This is a genomic window from uncultured Psychroserpens sp. (assembly GCF_947500255.1).
Lineage (GTDB): Bacteria > Bacteroidota > Bacteroidia > Flavobacteriales > Flavobacteriaceae > Psychroserpens.
This window is the reverse complement of record NZ_CANMRL010000005.1, coordinates 60,861-79,355: the sequence shown is the minus strand read 5'-3', so window position 1 is coordinate 79,355 and position 18,495 is coordinate 60,861. Positions and strand designations below refer to the sequence as shown.

The following is an 18,495-nucleotide window of genomic DNA, read 5'->3' as shown; positions in this document are numbered from 1 at the left end:
TACATCTGTTATTTTAAAACACCATTTTCAAATTCGACTAGAACACTTTAATACGCATATTAATAAAACATAAACGAGAACATTCCAACTACAAACAAGGCTAAAGGTGCTACGAATAATAAAAATAAAAACGTCGCTACACCGCTTTTAAACCAACTCAAAAACCATCCTTGCCTATAGAATCGTTTGACGGCTATCATCAAATAAAAGAACGTAGAAAAGAACAATAACCAATCAATCCAATCTGGAATATCTACAATAAGGTTTATTAAATACAAAACACAAAACGCCGTAAATAAAAAGGAAAAGAAGTATAAACTAAAAACCAAATGATGAGAATAAGGTCCTTTTTTAAAATATAAGATTTTTAAAATGAGTGCAAAAATTGGCAATAAGAAAAATAAGGCAATAGGTAAACTGTTATACAATGTAAGTAAAATGGTACCTACACCTTTTTCTTTATAGAGCTTTAGCATTTGTGTATAAAACTTTCGCTTTACAAACCCAGCATCTTCGGGCATTCCCATGGCCCTAATGATGTCATCCTCTTTAGCATCGATTTTAATTAACGAGTCCACCTTTTTTTGATCAAAATCAAAAGTGAGAGCAGTATTTCGAGGATCTTTATTAGCTTCACTTTTTATAATAGAATCAAGTACCTTAACGTCTTCATCTTTGATACCTAAAGCATTCTTATTGTCTTTTATGGGTTTGGTAATTCTCTCTATTTGTAAAGAATCCAATTGAGGTTGCTGCATACTATCCAGCGGTATACCTCCAAGAGTAACATTGTCGTTTTTTTGCAGTTTTTTATTTAGTACATCTGTATTTTCAGTAACCGTAAATGAAAACACAAAAAAGAAAATAAAAGCAACAAATAAATACATCTGCCCTGGATGCAAATACACCAAGCGCTTACCTTCGATAAACTTTTGAGGTAAAAAACCTGGCTTGAACATCAATGGAATAAAGCCTTTTAAAAACCGCGCATCAAACGAAAAATAATTGCTTATCGTATTGTAAAACAATACACCCATGGTAAGATTTTCTTCCGTTTTCTGACCACAGTTTGGACAAAATTCAAACTGCTCTTTTAATTCGGAATCACAGTTTAGGCATTTAGATATTTGATCTTCCATAAGTTGGATTGGTTAGTTAGATAAAAGTAATAAAAAAATTGAAGTCAGGAGTTTCTTTTTATACATCAGAATTTACCAACCTTTACAAAAATACATGTAACTACTTAAATATCAAATAATTAAAACTTTGGCACGCATATTGGTTTATCATAAGCATATAGCGTAAGCCGAAAAGCTACAATTATGAGTAGGCAAAATTAAAACCTTATTTACTATGAAAAAATTAGTACTATTATTTACAGGTTTGTTGATGGGATTAACAACTGTAACAGCAGCAGAAACAATAACTGCAACACAAGGAATTGATTTTAATAATTCACGCTATCGTTTTGCAGAACCAATAGTGTTCATTGAGCGTGGTGTAGAATTTTTAATCTTTCCTGACGGAAGTTTCGATTTCAATACAGAATTCGGAAACAACGTTTCAGAAACCTACTACAGAACCACAAGAACTCGTAGAGGTTCTGTTAACACTACTTATGGTGCACCAGGTTCAGTAAACAGAGTTCACTACTCTACGCCAAGACCAAGAGGTGTTATCATTACACATGACAGCTATGGTAAAGTACGTAGAATTGGTAATGTATTTATTAACTACGACAGACGAGGCCGAATTAAACGTGCTGGATCTGTATATATGAGTTACCAAAGAGGAAATGGATTTCTTCGTCAAGTAGGCGGACTTAGAGTTAACTATAACAGATGGGGAGAGATTGTTCATATTAATGGTATCGTAAACCATCACAATGCAACACTAAACTGTGGTGTAGGGTCTGGAATTGGAGGAAATCAATATGATGACTATGGTTATGATGGAGATTTTGATGACGATTTCTACTACTACAGAAAGAATGGTAAAATCAAAAAACATAAAAAGTTTAAACAAAAAAAGAATAAAAAATACAAAGATTAAAAAGTCTTGATTTTTTTAGTTGGTTGTTCACATTATAAGTGAACATATATAGAATCCCGATGTGCTTCCCCAAGCCTTCGGGATTTTTAAGATCTAAACATACTTTCAATGAGCAAGCGTAAATTCTCATTAGGAATCATATCAATGGTCAAATTCACACGTTCTATATCTCCAGAATTCACAACACGATGCGCATCAGTTAGTCTCAGATACCAGCATTCTCCTGGTTTCATATCAACAGGTGTACCATTTAAATAAAATGTAACACCTTCATTTTTTACAATCGGTATGGTTAATCGAATTACCGATCGCTCTACCTCTAGTCCCAATGTTGGATCTGTGTGCTCCTTAACTTCAGATTTAGGTGCCAACCTTAGTAGTCTTACTAAAGTTACTGTAGTAATTTCTTTAAATGAATTGATAATCTCTTTGAGATATGGTGAGCTATTTAATTCCTTTGCATCTGACCATTCCGTCCAAGAACCATCAGCATAATCTTTCGCAGGAGGTGGTATTGGCAATGATGGGTCTACGATGTGAGATGGCGCTCTTAATTGAATAACATTATAATATTCAAAATCAGAAGCTTGTAACGCTAAGTATTCTTTCAGCATTTTATTAGCATCAAATTGAAACGGTAATTTTACACGATCATTTAGCACTTCAGAATCCTTGATTGCAATCATATCTATCAATTTAAATTAACAGTACTAAAATAAACTTCCTCCTTCTCATACATATAGGTAGATTTACCTGTTTTTAAACAACTCGAAAACAAATACTTAAACTTATTAATGTTTTTTGGCACGCTAATTGTTTTATAAAGTTTGTAATCAAAAAACACTTACAATTATGAAATCAAAGATTAACAAATTCGAAAGAAAAATGAAAATGACGAGTAAACGCATTTTATCATTTTTTGCAGTATTGCTCCTAGTAGGAACAACAGCTAATGCAACAACCACCAACACAGTAGAGTCAAACACGTCGTACAACTATGTTAGAGGTTATGGTAATTCTTTCATATTTGTTGAAGGTGGAATAGAGTTTTCTATTTTTCCTGATGGTCAATTTGATTTCTATATGCAAAATTATGGACCAAACGTTAATGTAGGGATTAATACTAGAAATGTTTCGATTAGTTTCAATAGTGGTTATGACTATAATCCTTATGTTCAATATGACGATTATGGTGCTATTATTCAAATTGAGAACACTCCTATCTACTACGATTACTATGGACGTGTTACTCAAATAGGGAATATTAATATAAACTATAATAGTTATGGTCGTGTTGCTCGTTTAGGAGGATTATACGTTCATTATAACAGATATAGAACATTTACACACTGTACTGGGTTTATCAATGTTTATAATAGAGCATATGTGTTTAGACCATGGCATACATATTATGTAATTCCACCTGTAAACTACTGTGTTGTATATGCAAGACCTTACAGACAGTTTTACACACCTGTAAGACATACATATTACAGACCTTACAGAAACAATGTAAGACAAACCGTAAGAGTTGGTAGTCGAAGAGGTACTGTTGCAACTACTGGACGTAGAGCAAATGAACGCTACAGACAAGAAGCTACTACAACGAGACGTGGAGGTGATAGAAATGTATCAAGCACAACGAGACGTGGAACAAGAAATGTATCATCAGGTACTTCTAGCACAAGAGGAAATAGAGGAACTACGAGATCTAATACTAGAATCACAAGAGATGATAATAGAGTGAACTCTGGAACAAGAGATACGAGAACTGTTAGAGATAATAGTAGAGCAAATACAAAGACGAAAAGAGATACTAGGATAAGAACAACTTCTCCAAGATCAAATTCAGGAACTAGAAATGTGACCAAATCACCTAGGTCTGTGTCTAATAATAAAACGACAACTAGAAACGTTAGAAAAAATACGAATGTTAGAAAACCAAACACAACTAATACTCGTATATCTAGTAACAAACGAAGCAACAAATCTTCTTCAACTGTAAAGCAGTCTAGAAGTAGAAAACAGTCTTCGGTAAGAACATCAAGTTCTAGAAGTTCTTCTAAAAGTAGAAACTCAAGAACATCAAGAGGAAGATCACGATCGTAACAATATAAATTTTTTGGTTGGTTAGTAGAATGTCCCATAAGCCGTATGCCTCAAAGCACCTTATGGGACTTTCTCGTTTAAAAAAATATTAAAGTCTTCAATTATGAAATATAAATTATGTATTGTCATTCTCATGGTAGCCACAACCACAAGCGTTTTAGGACAAAACATCAAAAAAGAACAACAGGATTTTGATGTACTAATAGGAACATGGTTTGTTGTAAGTCAAGATACAAACACGATAACCTATACAAGAAATATATCTAAAGGTGAAGAAAAAAACTTTGCAAAGTTAGAAATATCTAATGTAGGTGACTTTAATTATGAATATCCTAAACGTCATAGAAAACCCAAAAGATGGTGTGGAAATGAACTTCCTAGTAAAGAAAAAAAGTCGGACTGGGCTTTAAATAAAAACGACGGTATTCTAATTCTATACCCAAGACATACAACTCGAACGCGATATTATAAAATTAATAAGTTAAATGAGAACACTCTAATTCTAGAGTACATAAAAAACAAAAAATAGAGCATATTATTTTTTTAATCTTAAATACTTCATCATCATTGAAGAGATATCTTCAGAAACATTAAGCTTTAAAATTAAAATCCCATATACAATTGCTATTATTATAGATTTTAGGGCAATATTTACAAAAGGATTAAAAGGAAAATCCCAAAAGTAAAACCCTAGTACAATACATAATAATACTATCGAAATCTTTAAAGTTTCCGAAGTAAAAGGAAGCATTCCAAATTTTTGATTTACAAAATAGACCTTTATGGTATTATAAACGATAATAGCTATAAACGTAGCTAAAGCCGAACCGTTTATGCCATAAAGTGGTATTAGAATTAGGTTCAATACAACGGCAAGTACAGCCAAAATAACACCAAATAATAATACGATACGATAATAGTCGCTATTAAACAAAATGGCATTATTATTCCCTAAAAGATTATCATACAATTTAGCAACACTAATTAAAAACACGACAATTAAACCTCCGCTAAATTCGGGCGGAATTATGTCATAGAGTTCATTAATGTTTAAAACAATTAGCAAAAAAATAAACCCGCTAATCACATAAAGCGTTAATGAACTACGTTGATATAAATCTTTGAGCTCTGTTTTATTGTTTTCATTTAAGAACTTCGCCGTTAAAGGCAATAATATTTGATGCATAGCACGTTGCGGCACAGCTATTACTGTAGCAATAAAAACTGCAACGCTATAATGAGCAACTACTGAAATTGGCTCTATAAAGTTATTAAGCATCACTTTATCCAAGTCTAAAATAAGCGTTGCTATTGAACCAGCGATAATAATAAGTGACGAATACTTTAAAATAGAACTCAATTTGTCGATTTTGTTAAATCGAAATACTGGTAAGCGCTTTGTAAACGCATATAACATCATGATAAATGCTCTTAACACATATACACCAACAATTCCCATTAAAAATTGATCTATAGTAATCACATTAAAATACACCAAAAACAAAAGCGTCATGGCTCCAACACGATGAAATATCTCTTTCATAAAATTTCCAAATACTGTTTGCATTTGAACTTTCATCCAGGCATAGAACACTTCAAAGTAAGACATCGATATCGCTGTAATAAAAATATACCAGAGATAACTACGTACAATCTCATTTTTTTGAGACAGAATATCAGCGATTGCATCATAAGCCAAATACCCTACAATAGCTACTGGAATAGATAAAACCAAAGGCAAAAGTAGCATGAGAGTAAGAAAACTATTAAGCGAATTTTTAGTTTTAAATGTGGAGTAAAACTTTACGATGGTGTTATGAGCACCAAAGGCCATAAGTGGCATCATAATGTTTGCTGCAGAAAGAATATAGGCAACTAATCCATAATACTCATCTGTAATAAAGTTGGTGTACAGAAAAAGGGCATTTATGGCTCCAATACCGAAACCTAAATACGTCGTTATAGTGTTTTTAAAGGATTGATTTATAACAATTCCCATTAGATAATCTCAGACAAACGTTTGGTTAGCGACTTTCTACTATACTGCTCCAACCCTATAGCACTTACAACTAATGAATCGGATTTGTATGCATTAAAATACGATAAAATTTGAGATTTCATGTGTTCCTTTTTATCGTAATAGAAATAATGACCTGTATTTGAAGTCTTTAAGATAGTCTCAACATCTGAGTCTGTTGGGCCAACAGCAATAATAGGAGTGCCAGATGCCATGTATTCAAATAATTTTCCAGGAATGATCACTTTAGTATCTTCTGAATCAATTTCTACCAATAATAATACTCGTGACGCCATTTGTTGTCTCAACGCTTCTTCATGAGTTACATAGCCTAAATTATTGATGTAACTTTCTAATCCGTGATTATGTAACGTTTGTAATACATCTTCGCTAACAACACCAATAAGTTTTAACTGAAATGCGCTTTGAAAATCGTCATGCTCTTGAATAAGCTCACTAATGGCTTCCCATAAGTGTATTGGATTGCGTTCTGATAGTAAAGATCCTATATGTGCTAACGTAAACTTGTCATCTTTTGGTGGCCGTTGAATATGATGCGTATCATAACCATTTGTAATGACTGATATAGGTGTATCTGTTTCAGACTCAAATTCTCGCTTTGTGTTACCACTGGTGACTATAACTACATCTGCAAAATTAAGGACAGAGATTTCTAGTTGTTTGTGCTTTTCTTGCGAACGTCTCGTAAGTTTTAACTCTTTATGATATCCAATAGATGTCCACGGATCTCTAAAATCGGCCAACCATTTTACATTCAATTGTTTTTTTAACTGAAATCCTATCAAATGTAGACTATGTGGCGGACCAGTAGTTACAATGGTATCAATATGATGAGTTTTAATATATTCTGTAAGAAATCTAACCGAAGGTTTAACCCAGTTTTTACGAGCATCAGGAATAAAGAAATTACCACGTACATACAATAACAATTTCTGAATGAAAGATTGTTTTTTTTGTTTTGGAATCACTCCTGAACTTATTTGCTTGACACCCTTTTTAGAAAGCACTTTTGCAAAACGGTAGGGTTCATTAATAGGCTGTTTGATTATCTTTAGATCTGCCGAAACCTCATGTAATAAGCTTTCATCCATCATTGGATAACTTGGGTTTTCAGGGCAATACACAATAGGTTCAATATCAAATTCTGGCAAATACTTGACAAATTTCAACCATCGCTGTACACCTGGTCCTCCTGCCGGTGGCCAATAATATGTGATGATGAGAATTTGCTTTTTCATTCGATTAAATTTTATGACTAAAAATTAATCTTTGCGCTGCCGCAATCCAAACCAGAATCCGCCAACCAATAACAAGCCAAATACAATAGAACTTCCCAAAGAGATCATGCTTCCAGTCTGCACTACTTGAGGTTCAAATTTAAAAATAATCTCATGCTCTCCTGCTGGTACTTCAAGTCCGCGTAAAGCATAATTTACGCACTGTATTGGAACTTCGTTTCCATCAATTGTAGCTTGCCAGCCACTACCGTAGTACATTTCAGAAAAGATTGCAAATCCATTATTGTTATTAGTCGATTTATATTCTAAATAATTTGGTTGATGCTTGGTTAACGTAATGTTGGCTAGAGAATCTACAACAAAACGCTGTGAAGACAAATTAGACACAGTCGTGACAGCTTTTATAGCTGTTTGCAAACTATCAAGGGCTTTTATTTCTTCATTTGCAGTTTGCTTTTTCTCTAATTCTGAGATAAACCATGCATTACCATTAGCATCTTCGTTCACAAAAGGGAATATTTGCCCTTCTTCTTCGGCAATAATATATTTCGTGTTAAGCATATTAAGCACGTTCATATTATTTCGGGCAATATGAAAATCGAAGAGTTCATCAAATCGCTTAAGTTTAGCTGCATGATAACCGCTTAAGGAATTATGAAAATAAGCTGCTCGTGCAGGTAAACTCTGGCCTTCACTAGACACGTCCAATACTCTAAAATGCCCTTTATCCTGCATAATTTCCTTATCTGCAGCATTGGCTTGATACGGTTTATTCACTTTAACTGCAGAAATAAAGTTCTCTGTATTCACATAACGACGATCAACTCCAACAAGATCAAATAAAATTAATCCTGCAAAAATGATAACAACTAGCGTTTCTGATAGTTTCTTTTTTAAGAACATAAAGATCGTTCCAGCAGATAACAGCACTAAAATGAGTGTTCTCAATATATCTTGGGTAAAAAAGCCTCTTCGATCATCTCGCAAAGCATCGATATAACCTTCACCGTAATCGCCATAAAGCTGTCTATAGTAACCATCATTACTACCTACAAAGTCAAAAGACCCTTTAAATACTAAAAATAACAAAGCCAATCCACCAGCAATTGCTACTGAAATCTTGAGCGCTTTAAGTTTACGTTCGTCCTTATCAAAATCATTAAACAAGCGTGCCAAACCAAAAATTGCCAATACAGGAATACATAGCTCCAATATGACTTGAATGGAACTAACAGCTCTAAATTTATTGTATAAAGGCACATAATCGATAAAGAAATCGGTTAAAAATCCTAGATTCTTTCCATAAGACAATAATAGTGATAAGATTGTACCACCAACCAGCCACCATTTAAGACGACCTCTCACTAAAAACAACGCGAATATAAACAAGAAAATCACTACTGCTCCAACATAAGCAGGTGCTTCTACTATAGGTTGATCTCCCCAATATGTTGGTGCATTTTCAGATTCTTGCCTAGCTTGAGCTGGCGAAGCTCCTAGGTTTCTAAAAAACTTATAAATTTCAGAGTCCTTACCTACATCTTCTCTATTTCCACCACCATATAACCTAGGAACATAGAGATTGAAGGTTTCCATTTTTCCATAGCTATATTGAGTAATGTATTCTCTGCTGAGTCCAGAATTTGCCTCCTTAGGTGAACCATCAGGATTAATAGTAAGTTCACTTTTTCCTCGTGTACTTTCTTTAACGTATTCTTGTGTAGCTAGAATATTAGTTGCATTAAGACCTATGGCTAATACAAGGGCTACTACCATCATTCCTACAGACTTAAAAAAATGTGGCAACATTTGCTTTTTAAAGGCGTCAATGAGATAACAAACACCTAAAACGAATACTAATAGCATTAAATAATAGGTCATTTGAAAATGATTTGCACCAATTTCTAAGGCTAAAGCTATAGCCGTGAGTAAAAAGCCAAAAATGTATTTTTGCCTGAACGTGAGCACAATTCCAGCTAGCACTAAAGGCATATAAGCTATGGCGTGGGCTTTACTATTATGTCCAACACCAAGTATAATAATGAGGTAAGTGGAAAACCCAAATGCTAATGCGCCCAAAGCAGCAAGTTTGAAGTCAACTTTTAATACCAATAATAAGGCGTAAAATCCTAAAAAATAGATAAATAGGTAATCTGCAGGTCGTGGCAGAAATCGCAAAACTGAATCTAGTTTTTTAACATAATTATGTGGATATCTGGCGCCCAATTGATAAGTTGGCATTCCTCCAAATGCACTATTAGTCCAATAGGTTTCTTCACCTGTAGCAGCTTTAAAATCTTTTTGTTGCTGAGCCATACCAATATAATGCATGATATCACTTTGCTTGATTTGTTTGCCTTGTAAAACAGGACTAAAATAGGCTAATGAGATAACCACAAAACCAATAAGAACTAATACGTGTGGCAAAAAATTTTTAAATGAAAATTGCATAGAATGATTGACTTTCAATAGACTCGAAAATTAGTCAATTTCTTCGTAATCTATGTACTCTCCTACTTTTTTATTTGAAGATGCTTTATCGTTTGGCATTTTATCAATAACCGTTTCGCCTTCTTTATGCTGTTGTTTTTGTTGATGCTGCTGAAATTGACCTTCAAATTTCTGTTGCATTTTTTTCGACATATATCGCACCATATAAGGTGCAAATAAGCGCGTTAGGATTTTTAATCCGTAGTACACCAAAAGTATAATAAGAATGGTTCTTACAAAACCATATAATGATGCTTCTTGTAACATTAAATTAAATTTATTCAAAAATACAATTATCTGTATTGAAAAACAGTTATAAATACTTAAAAAAAATATAAAATCTCTATATTTGACTTAAATCGATAGCCTATGAACCTTGCTAAAAAAGCGCTTTTATTTACAACTTTGTTAATCACCCAGTTAACATTTTCTCAATACACCGAAGTAATTAATTCTAACAGACCAGGCGTTTCTCGTAGTGCGTTTTCTGTAGGAACAAATGTAGCTCAAATTGAAGTTGGCCCTTACATTTTAAAGGAAGAACATACACCTTTACAATATGAAGTATCTGGATTTGGTGCTGATTTTTCATTACGCTACGGTTTACTTTTTGAACAATTAGAAATAAACTTAGAGGGTACTTATCAAAACGACACCTTTACAGATAACCGTTCTACTATAGCTACAGAAGACAAACGCTCAAATTTCAAGAACTTTACCTTTGGTGCGAAATATTTGGTATATGATCCTTATAAAAATGCAGAAGAAGACAAACCAAATTTGTACAGTTATCATGCTAATCGCTCATTTAAATGGAAATCATTAATTCCTGCAGTTGCTGTCTATGCTGGTGCAAATTTTGATTCTAAGAACAATCCTTACACTGCACCAGGAGTTGAAGGTTTTAGCCCTAAAATCATGGTTGCAACGCAAAATAATTTTTCTGGCGGCTGGGTTTTAGTACTTAACCTTATTAAAGATCGTATTGGAACAGACTATTCAGATTTTCAGTACATCATCACATTAACGCACTCATTCAGTCCACAATGGGTTATTTTTGGTGAAGCCCAAGGAATTCAGAGTGATTTTTATGCCGACAATCTATTTCGATTTGGAGGTGCTTATTTATGGAGCAAAGATTTTCAATTAGATACTGCACTAACCTTTAACACAAAAGATACACCTTCTGTTTTTAGTGTGAACTTTGGAATGTCTTACCGTTTCGATTTCCATAAAGATAAAGAAATAGACAACGGAACTTCTCGAAGTGATGCTGATAATAGAAAACCTAAAAAGAAGAACAAGAAAAAGAAAAGAAATGATGATTTTGATGATGACGGAAGTCTTTAAGCCTTGCTCTCTATGATTACTGTAAAAGAAATTCACTCTAAAAAAGACTTAAAGGCATTTGTCAAATTTCCTTTTAAACTAAACAAAGACTCAAAATCTTGGGTGCCTCCTATTATAAAAGAAGAAGTTAGGACCTTTGATAAAAATGTAAACCCAGTATTTAATGATGCTGAAGCACGTTTTTTCTTGGCCTATAAAAACGATACAATTGTTGGTCGTGTTGCTGCTATTATTAATTGGCTCGAGATTAAAGGAAAAAATGAAAAGAAAATGCGCTTTGGCTGGTTTGATGTCATTGATGATATCAATGTCACTAAGGCCTTATTAGAAAAAGTACATGAGATAGGTAAAGCTCAAAACTTGAAGTATGTTGAAGGTCCTGTTGGGTTTTCAAATTTAGACAAAGTTGGCATTCTTACTGAAGGCTTTGATCAAATAGGTAGTATGATTACTTGGCATAATCTTCCGTATTATGCATCCCATTTTGAAGAACTAGGCTATGAAGTTGCTAAACGCTATTCTGAAAATGTGATGGAGTTTAAAAATATTCTTCCTGAATTTTTCTCCAGAGTTCAAACGTTAATAAAAAAACGATATGAGCTTCGTGCTTTAAATTTCAATAAGAATAAAGATATAATGCCTTATACAGATGAAATGTTTGAGGTATTTACCAAATCGCATGCTGTTTTATCGTCCTTTGTTGAGATTAATGATGAGCAACGTGAATATTTCAAGAAAAAATTCATTGGCTTTCTGAATCCCGAATATGTAAAGTTCGTTTTAGATAAAAATGATAAACTCGTTGGATTTGGAATTGTAACTCCATCCTATGCGAAAGCCCTTCAAAAAATGAAAGGCAAGTTATTTCCTTTTGGAATTCGTCATTTATTACATGCAAAAAAGCACGCTAAGACTGTTACTTTCTATTTAATTGGTGTTTTACCCGAATATCAAAATAAAGGCGTAACAGCTATCTTATTCCACGAATTTCATAAGACATTTTCTGAAAAGGACATAAAGTTGTGCATAAGAGGCCCAGAGTTGGATGATAATGAAGCAATCCATAAGTTATGGAAGAATTTTAAGCCTGTTACTAATAAACGCCGATGTACGTTTAAGAAAGATATTGTATGAAAAAATCCGATTCAAAATTGAATCGGATTTTTATTTATTTGATATCTCAATTTACTACTCACCCATTGCTGCCATAACAGCTGCAGATAAGCGCTTATATGTTCCATTTTCCAAACGATCTCTAATTGCATCAAAAGCGTCTAACGTTTCTTCTACATCTTTTAAAGTATGGGTTGCTGTTGGTATCATTCTTAATAAAATCAAGCCTTTAGGAATTACTGGATACACAACAATAGAGCAGAAAATACCGTAGTTTTCACGTAAATCTCGCACTAAAGCCATGGCTTCAGGAATGCTTCCTTTCAAATATACTGGAGTTACACAACTTTGTGTAGTACCAATATCAAAGCCTCGCTCTTTCAATCCAGATTGTAAGGCGTCTACGATAGTCCAAAGATTCTGCTTAAGTTCTGGCATGGTCTTTAACATTTCTAAACGCTTTAACGCACCAACTACCAGCTGCATTTGCAACGATTTTGCAAACATTTGCGAACGTAAGTTATATTTTAAATAATCAATGATTTCTTGGTCTGCAGCAATAAAAGCACCAGTACTAGCCATAGATTTGGCAAATGTTGCAAAGTATACATCTATATCATCCTGTACACCTTGTTCTTCTCCTGCTCCTGCTCCTGTTTTCCCTAAGGTTCCAAAACCATGTGCATCATCAACAAATAATCTAAAATTAAATTTTTTCTTTAAATCAACTATTTCTTTTAAACGTCCCTGTTCACCTCGCATTCCAAAGACACCTTCAGAAATAACTAAGATTCCTCCTCCTGTTTGCTCTGCCATTTTAGTGGCACGTTCTAAGTTCTTTTCTAAACTTTCAACATCATTATGCTTATAGGTAAAGCGTTTTCCCATATGAAGACGTACACCATCAATAATACAAGCGTGTGCATCAACATCATAGACAATAATATCATCTTTAGATACCAAAGCATCTACAGTAGACACCATTCCTTGGTAACCAAAATTCAATAAATATGCAGCTTCTTTGCTTACAAATTCAGCAAGTTCATTCTGTAATTTCTCATGAAGATCTGTGTGACCAGACATCATTCGTGCTCCCATTGGGTAAGCAGAACCATATTGAGCAGCAGCCTCAGCATCTACCTTTCGAACTTCAGGGTGATTAGCTAAACCTAGATAGTCATTGATACTCCAGGTAATCACTTCTTTCCCTTGAAACTTCATCCTATTAGAAATCTGTCCTTCCAGCTTTGGAAATACAAAATATCCTTCAGCCTGAGAAGCCCATTTTCCTAATGGTCCTTTATCTTTGTATATCTTCTCAAATAAATCCTTCATTAAAGCGAGTTTTTAGTCTTATTAGTTGGGACAAAATTAGGTAATTATATTATCACAGCATAATATTTTTATGAACCAATGTTTATATCCTCACTAAACATAAAAAACCTACCACGATTAAACGTGATAGGAGTTTTGTATGCATTGTACTATTATTTTATTTTATATACTGAATTTTCTCAGCAACTTCTCTCTGACTATCAAAGAAACCTTGGTCTCCCATCCATTTATCACTATATACTTTACTCATATAGCGTGATCCATGATCTGGAAACACAACAACAACTTTATCTCCAACTTTAAACTCCCCTTCTTCATTAAGTTGTTTTAAGGCTTGCATCGCTGCACCACTAGTGTAGCCAACAAACAAACCTTCAGTTCTCGATATTTCTCTTGCGGTGTGAGCACTTTCCTCATCGGTAACTTTAACAAACTTGTCTATAAGATCAAAATCCGTCGCTGTTGGAATTAAGTTTTTACCTAAACCTTCTATTCGGTAAGGATAAATCTCTTTATCATCAAACTCACGTGTTTCGTGATATTTTTTTAATACAGAACCATAAGCATCAACACCTATTACCTTTACATTTGGGTTTTGCTCTTTTAAGTATTTAGAAATTCCTGAAATAGTTCCTCCCGTTCCACTGCAAGCAACCAAATGCGTGATTTGACCTTCGGTTTGTTCCCAAATTTCAGGGCCAGTAGTATGGTAATGTGCATCAAGGTTTAACGCATTAAAGTACTGATTGATATAAACAGAACCTTTAATTTCGTTGTGCAGTCGCTTTGCTACTTGATAATATGAACGTGGATCGTCTGCACTAACATTTGCAGGACACACATACACATGAGCTCCCATCGACTTTAACATGTCAATTTTATCCGCAGAAGATTTAGAACTTACTGCTAGAATACACTCATATCCTTTAATAATACTCACCATGGCAATACTAAAACCTGTATTTCCTGATGTTGTTTCTATAATAGTATCACCTGGATTTAAGATGCCTTGTCTCTCGGCCTCTTCTATGATGTGAAGTGCAATTCTATCTTTTGACGAGTGACCAGGATTAAACGCTTCAACTTTAGCAAAGAAGTCACCTTCAAAGTCCTGAGCCATTTTATTTAATCTGATAAGAGGGGTTTTACCTATTAACTGTAAAACATTATCAAACACTTGTATGTCTTTTTTCATAAATGCTATTTATCAGTTTCCTATTGATTCAATGTGAAACATAAAACCTCGCAAAATTAAGATTTTTTTTAGAATTAGCAAGTAATTCCCTCTAAGTCTAGTAAAAATGCAAATTCTTGAGCATCTTCTTTTAAAGCTTCAAATCGGCCAGAAGCTCCGCCATGACCAGCTTCCATATTAGTCACTAAATACAATTTGTTGGTATCTTGTTTATAAGTTCTGAGTTTTGCAACCCATTTTGCTGGTTCCCAATATTGTACTTGAGAATCATGCAAACCAGCTGTTATCATTAGGTTAGGATACGATTGTGCCTTAATATTATCATATGGCGAATAACTTTTAATATAGTTGTAATAGGTTTCATCGTTAGGATTCCCCCATTCATCATATTCTCCTGTTGTTAAAGGAATAGTATCATCTAACATAGTAGTTACGACATCAACAAAAGGTACTGCTGCGATGATGCCATTATAAAGTTCTGGTGCCTCATTGGCAATAACACCCATTAATAAACCACCTGCACTTCCTCCCATAGCATACAAATGCTTAGGCGATGTATAATTTTCAGCAATTAAATGCTTCGAGCAATCAATAAAATCGGTAAAACTATGTTTTTTATTCAGTAATTTTCCATTTTCATACCATTGTCTTCCCAAGTACTCTCCTCCTCTTACATGAGTAATAACATAGATAAAACCACGGTCTAACAGGCTTAATCTAATTGTAGAAAAATAGGGATCAATGGTAGACCCATAACTTCCGTAAGCATATTGCAAAACAGGAGCATTACCGTCTAATTTTGTATCTCGTCGTCTTACTAAAGACATTGGAATCTTAGTACCATCCTGAGCAGTAGCCCAAATACGTTCGGATGTATAATTTATTTTATCGAAATTAGGATCTAAAACGGCTTGCTCTTTTTTTATATCCTTTTGTTTTGTTTTCATATTGAAATCAATCACAGAAGACGGATTTGTTAAAGAATTATAACTGTAGCGCAAAGTTTCAGTATCAAAATCTACATTATTTCCCGTATTGGCTGTATAGGTTTCGTTATCAAATGGTAAGTAATAATCGTCTTGACCATCCCAGCGTTTGATTCTAATTTGGTTGAGCCCGTTAGTACGTTCACTTATAACTAAATAGCCCTTGAATATGTCAATATCCTCCAATAGTACATTATCTCGATGCGCCATGACCTCAACCCAATGCTCTAATCTTGTATGATGCTCAGGAGTTTTCATGAGTTTAAAATTGGTCGCATTATTATGATTGGTCAATATATAAAAATGATCTTCAAAGTGCGAAATACTGTACTCTAATCCGCGAATACGTGGTTGAAATAACGTAAAGTCAGCATCTGGTGTATTTGCATTTAAGATATGAAACTCATTTGTGAGTGTACTGTAACATGCAATGATTATATATTTTCTTGATTTCGACTTAAATACAGCAGCGCCAAAGGTATCATCCTCTTCGGTAAAGATAAGTGTATCCTTCTCTTTAATGTCTCCAATTTTGTGTTTGTAAATTTTATTAGACCTAAGCGTTAGTTCGTCTTTCTTTGTATAGAATAAGGTCGAGTTATCATTAGCCCAAGTTGAGGAGCCAGTTGTATTTTCAATAGTATCAGAAAACACCTCATTTGTAATTAGGTTTTTAATCTGCAATGTATACTGTCGTCTACCAATAGTATCAACTCCAAAAGCCATCATTGTATTATCTGGACTCACACTCAACCCAACCAATCTAAAGTAGCCATGACCTTCAGCCATCAGATTACCATCAAATAACAATTCTTCTGTGGCGTCTAAGGTTTCTTTTTTTCGAGTATATATAGGATAATCCTTCCCTTTCTCATAACGAACAATATACCAATAGCCATTGTATTTATAAGGAACAGACGAATCATCTTCCTTAATTCTAGATTTCATTTCTTCAAAAAGCGATTTTTCAAAATCTTTAGTATGTGCCGTTTCCTGTTGATAAAATTCGTTTTCAGCATTGAGATAATCCAATACATTTTGGTCGTCACGTTGATTTAACCAAAAGTAGTTATCAATTCTTATATCGTTGTGTTTTTCTAATTCTTTAGGAATTTTTCTAGCAATAGGAGCTTCAATGGTCGTCTTCATATAGTATTCTTCGGAAATAAGCTTTGCTTTTTTCTTTTTAAAAGTGTGGCAATTTAGTAATTTTGCTTTTCATAATTTTAATACTTAACAATATGTTTGGAGATATGATGGGAATGATGGGTAAACTTAAAGAAACCCAAAAGAAAGTTGAAGCGACTAAAGAGCGCTTGCATACTGTTCTGATTGATATGAATAGTCATGACGAAAAGTTGAAAGTCACTATTACCGCAAATAGAACAATTAAGTCTATTGATATAGATGATGAATTACTCCATGATAAGGACATGCTAGAAGATTATCTCATTCTTACAATTAATAAGGCAATTGCTCGTGCTACAACAGTTCATGAAACTGAAGTTGCTGCTGTTGCAAAAGAAGGCATGCCAAATATTCCTGGTATGGATATGTTTAAGTAGGTTTTAAAAATTATTCAAAATTTCTAAAAGACGCTCATGCATCGCATTGGTATAATCCAAATGTGTGACCATTCGCAATTTATTACTTCCCATTCCAATAATGTGAATATTTTGATCTGACAATTGCTTTAAAAACTCACTTTCATCAACATGAGATTCTAGTTCAAAAATGACAATATTCGTTTCTATAGTCTCAACCTTTTTAATTATTGATAAGTCTTCTAGAACCTCTCCAATATCTTTGGCTTTTTTATGATCTTCTCCTAGCCGATCCAAATGGTGATCAAGCGCATACAAACCAGCAGCAGCAACGTATCCTACTTGACGCATGCCTCCGCCTAATATTTTTCGTACTCGTATAGCGCCTTGCATGAGATCTTTATTTCCAATAAGCACAGATCCCATTGGACAACCCAGACCTTTACTTAAGCAAACAGAAATTGTATCGAATAATTGCCCATAATCTTGAGCCGTTTCATTAGTATTTGCTAATGCATTCCATAATCGTGCACCGTCTAAGTGATATCCTAAGTTATGATGATCACAAACAGCTTTGATACGTTTTAATTCTTCAAAATCCCAACAAGCTCCTCCTCCTTTATTAGTCGTGTTTTCAACTTCGACCAGAGTGGTTAACGGACTGTGATAAAAATCGGGCGGATTTATAGATTCTGCAACCTGTGCTGCATTAAACATGCCTCTGTTTCCATCTATCAGTTTACAAGAAATTCCACTATTAAATGATGCGCCTCCACCTTCATAATTGTATATATGCGAGTATTTATCGCAAATAACTTGCTCGCCAGGATTGGTGTGCAATTTTAAAGCCGTTTGGTTGGCCATACTTCCTGTAGGAAAAAACAAAGCTTGATCTTTTCCAAACATATTGGCCAAACGACGCTCCAGAGCATTCACTGTAGGATCTTCTTTATAGACATCATCACCAACATTAGCTGTCATCATGGCGTCTAACATGCCCTTGGTTGGCTTGGTAACCGTATCGCTTCTTAAATCTATAATCATA

16 protein-coding genes are annotated in these 18,495 nt (G+C 34.1%); 6 read left to right on the top strand and 10 right to left on the bottom strand.

What is annotated here, in order from left to right; translation table 11 throughout:
• Positions 1-59 precede the first annotated feature (59 nt).
• Complete coding sequence (locus Q0783_RS13965) at positions 60-1,139, bottom strand: DUF3667 domain-containing protein (RefSeq protein ID WP_298896124.1); 1,080 nt, start codon at positions 1,137-1,139, stop codon at positions 60-62.
• A gap of 214 nt (positions 1,140-1,353) precedes the next feature.
• Here Q0783_RS13965 and Q0783_RS13960 point away from each other — a divergent pair, with 214 nt between their 5' ends.
• Positions 1,354-2,052: a hypothetical protein gene (locus Q0783_RS13960; protein WP_298896123.1), complete on the top strand. Its 699-nt coding sequence runs from the start codon at positions 1,354-1,356 to the stop codon at positions 2,050-2,052.
• Positions 2,053-2,138: 86 nt separating this feature from the next.
• On the opposite strand, the gene Q0783_RS13955 is transcribed toward Q0783_RS13960, so the two are convergent.
• Positions 2,139-2,738 (bottom strand): aspartyl/asparaginyl beta-hydroxylase domain-containing protein, encoded by a 600-nt coding sequence (locus tag Q0783_RS13955; RefSeq protein ID WP_298896122.1) that lies wholly within the window; start codon positions 2,736-2,738, stop codon positions 2,139-2,141.
• 166 nt (positions 2,739-2,904) lie between these two features.
• Here Q0783_RS13955 and Q0783_RS13950 point away from each other — a divergent pair, with 166 nt between their 5' ends.
• Positions 2,905-4,161: a hypothetical protein gene (locus Q0783_RS13950; protein WP_298896120.1), complete on the top strand. Its 1,257-nt coding sequence runs from the start codon at positions 2,905-2,907 to the stop codon at positions 4,159-4,161.
• 103 nt (positions 4,162-4,264) lie between these two features.
• Complete coding sequence (locus Q0783_RS13945) at positions 4,265-4,690, top strand: hypothetical protein (protein WP_298896118.1); 426 nt, start codon at positions 4,265-4,267, stop codon at positions 4,688-4,690.
• A 6-nt stretch (positions 4,691-4,696) separates the two neighbouring features.
• Here the strand turns inward: Q0783_RS13945 and Q0783_RS13940 are convergent, their stop codons facing one another.
• Genes Q0783_RS13940 through Q0783_RS13925 form a run of 4 tightly spaced genes read right to left on the bottom strand, consistent with a single transcriptional unit; the run spans position 4,697 to position 10,194 of the window.
• The gene (locus Q0783_RS13940) at positions 4,697-6,160 is read right to left on the bottom strand and encodes a polysaccharide biosynthesis C-terminal domain-containing protein (protein WP_298896116.1); all 1,464 of its coding nucleotides are present in this window, start codon (positions 6,158-6,160) and stop codon (positions 4,697-4,699) included.
• Positions 6,160-7,437, bottom strand: a complete 1,278-nt coding sequence (locus Q0783_RS13935; protein WP_298896114.1) for a glycosyltransferase — start codon at positions 7,435-7,437, stop codon at positions 6,160-6,162. The genes Q0783_RS13940 and Q0783_RS13935 overlap by 1 nt, the downstream gene beginning before the upstream one ends.
• 24 nt (positions 7,438-7,461) lie before the next feature.
• Complete coding sequence (locus tag Q0783_RS13930; RefSeq protein WP_298896112.1) at positions 7,462-9,888, bottom strand: YfhO family protein; 2,427 nt, start codon at positions 9,886-9,888, stop codon at positions 7,462-7,464.
• Between the two features lie 30 nt (positions 9,889-9,918).
• Positions 9,919-10,194 carry a DUF4834 family protein gene (locus Q0783_RS13925; protein WP_298896109.1) on the bottom strand — a complete coding sequence of 92 codons (276 nt, stop codon included), beginning with the start codon at positions 10,192-10,194 and terminating at the stop codon, positions 9,919-9,921.
• 102 nt (positions 10,195-10,296) lie between these two features.
• On the opposite strand from Q0783_RS13925, the gene Q0783_RS13920 reads away from it, so the two are divergent.
• Together Q0783_RS13920 and Q0783_RS13915 are read left to right on the top strand one after the other, a co-directional pair.
• The gene (locus Q0783_RS13920) at positions 10,297-11,277 is read left to right on the top strand and encodes a transporter (RefSeq protein ID WP_298896107.1); all 981 of its coding nucleotides are present in this window, start codon (positions 10,297-10,299) and stop codon (positions 11,275-11,277) included.
• Between the two features lie 12 nt (positions 11,278-11,289).
• Positions 11,290-12,411 (top strand): GTP cyclohydrolase, encoded by a 1,122-nt coding sequence (locus Q0783_RS13915; RefSeq protein ID WP_298896105.1) that lies wholly within the window; start codon positions 11,290-11,292, stop codon positions 12,409-12,411.
• Positions 12,412-12,465: 54 nt separating this feature from the next.
• Here Q0783_RS13915 and Q0783_RS13910 read toward each other — a convergent pair whose 3' ends face one another.
• The 3 genes from Q0783_RS13910 to Q0783_RS13900 all read right to left on the bottom strand — a co-directional run bounded on the left by Q0783_RS13910 (position 12,466) and on the right by Q0783_RS13900 (position 17,055).
• Positions 12,466-13,725: an aminotransferase class I/II-fold pyridoxal phosphate-dependent enzyme gene (locus Q0783_RS13910; protein ID WP_298896103.1), complete on the bottom strand. Its 1,260-nt coding sequence runs from the start codon at positions 13,723-13,725 to the stop codon at positions 12,466-12,468.
• Positions 13,726-13,882: 157 nt separating this feature from the next.
• The gene (locus tag Q0783_RS13905; RefSeq protein WP_298896101.1) at positions 13,883-14,920 is read right to left on the bottom strand and encodes a pyridoxal-phosphate dependent enzyme; all 1,038 of its coding nucleotides are present in this window, start codon (positions 14,918-14,920) and stop codon (positions 13,883-13,885) included.
• Between the two features lie 74 nt (positions 14,921-14,994).
• Complete coding sequence (locus tag Q0783_RS13900) at positions 14,995-17,055, bottom strand: S9 family peptidase (RefSeq protein WP_298896099.1); 2,061 nt, start codon at positions 17,053-17,055, stop codon at positions 14,995-14,997.
• A gap of 92 nt (positions 17,056-17,147) precedes the next feature.
• Between Q0783_RS13900 and Q0783_RS13895 the strand changes: the two genes are divergently transcribed.
• Positions 17,148-17,471 (top strand): YbaB/EbfC family nucleoid-associated protein, encoded by a 324-nt coding sequence (locus tag Q0783_RS13895; RefSeq protein ID WP_298896098.1) that lies wholly within the window; start codon positions 17,148-17,150, stop codon positions 17,469-17,471.
• Positions 17,472-17,474: 3 nt separating this feature from the next.
• Here the strand turns inward: Q0783_RS13895 and Q0783_RS13890 are convergent, their stop codons facing one another.
• The gene (locus Q0783_RS13890) at positions 17,475-18,494 is read right to left on the bottom strand and encodes a GntG family PLP-dependent aldolase (RefSeq protein WP_298896097.1); all 1,020 of its coding nucleotides are present in this window, start codon (positions 18,492-18,494) and stop codon (positions 17,475-17,477) included.
• Position 18,495 lies beyond the last annotated feature (1 nt).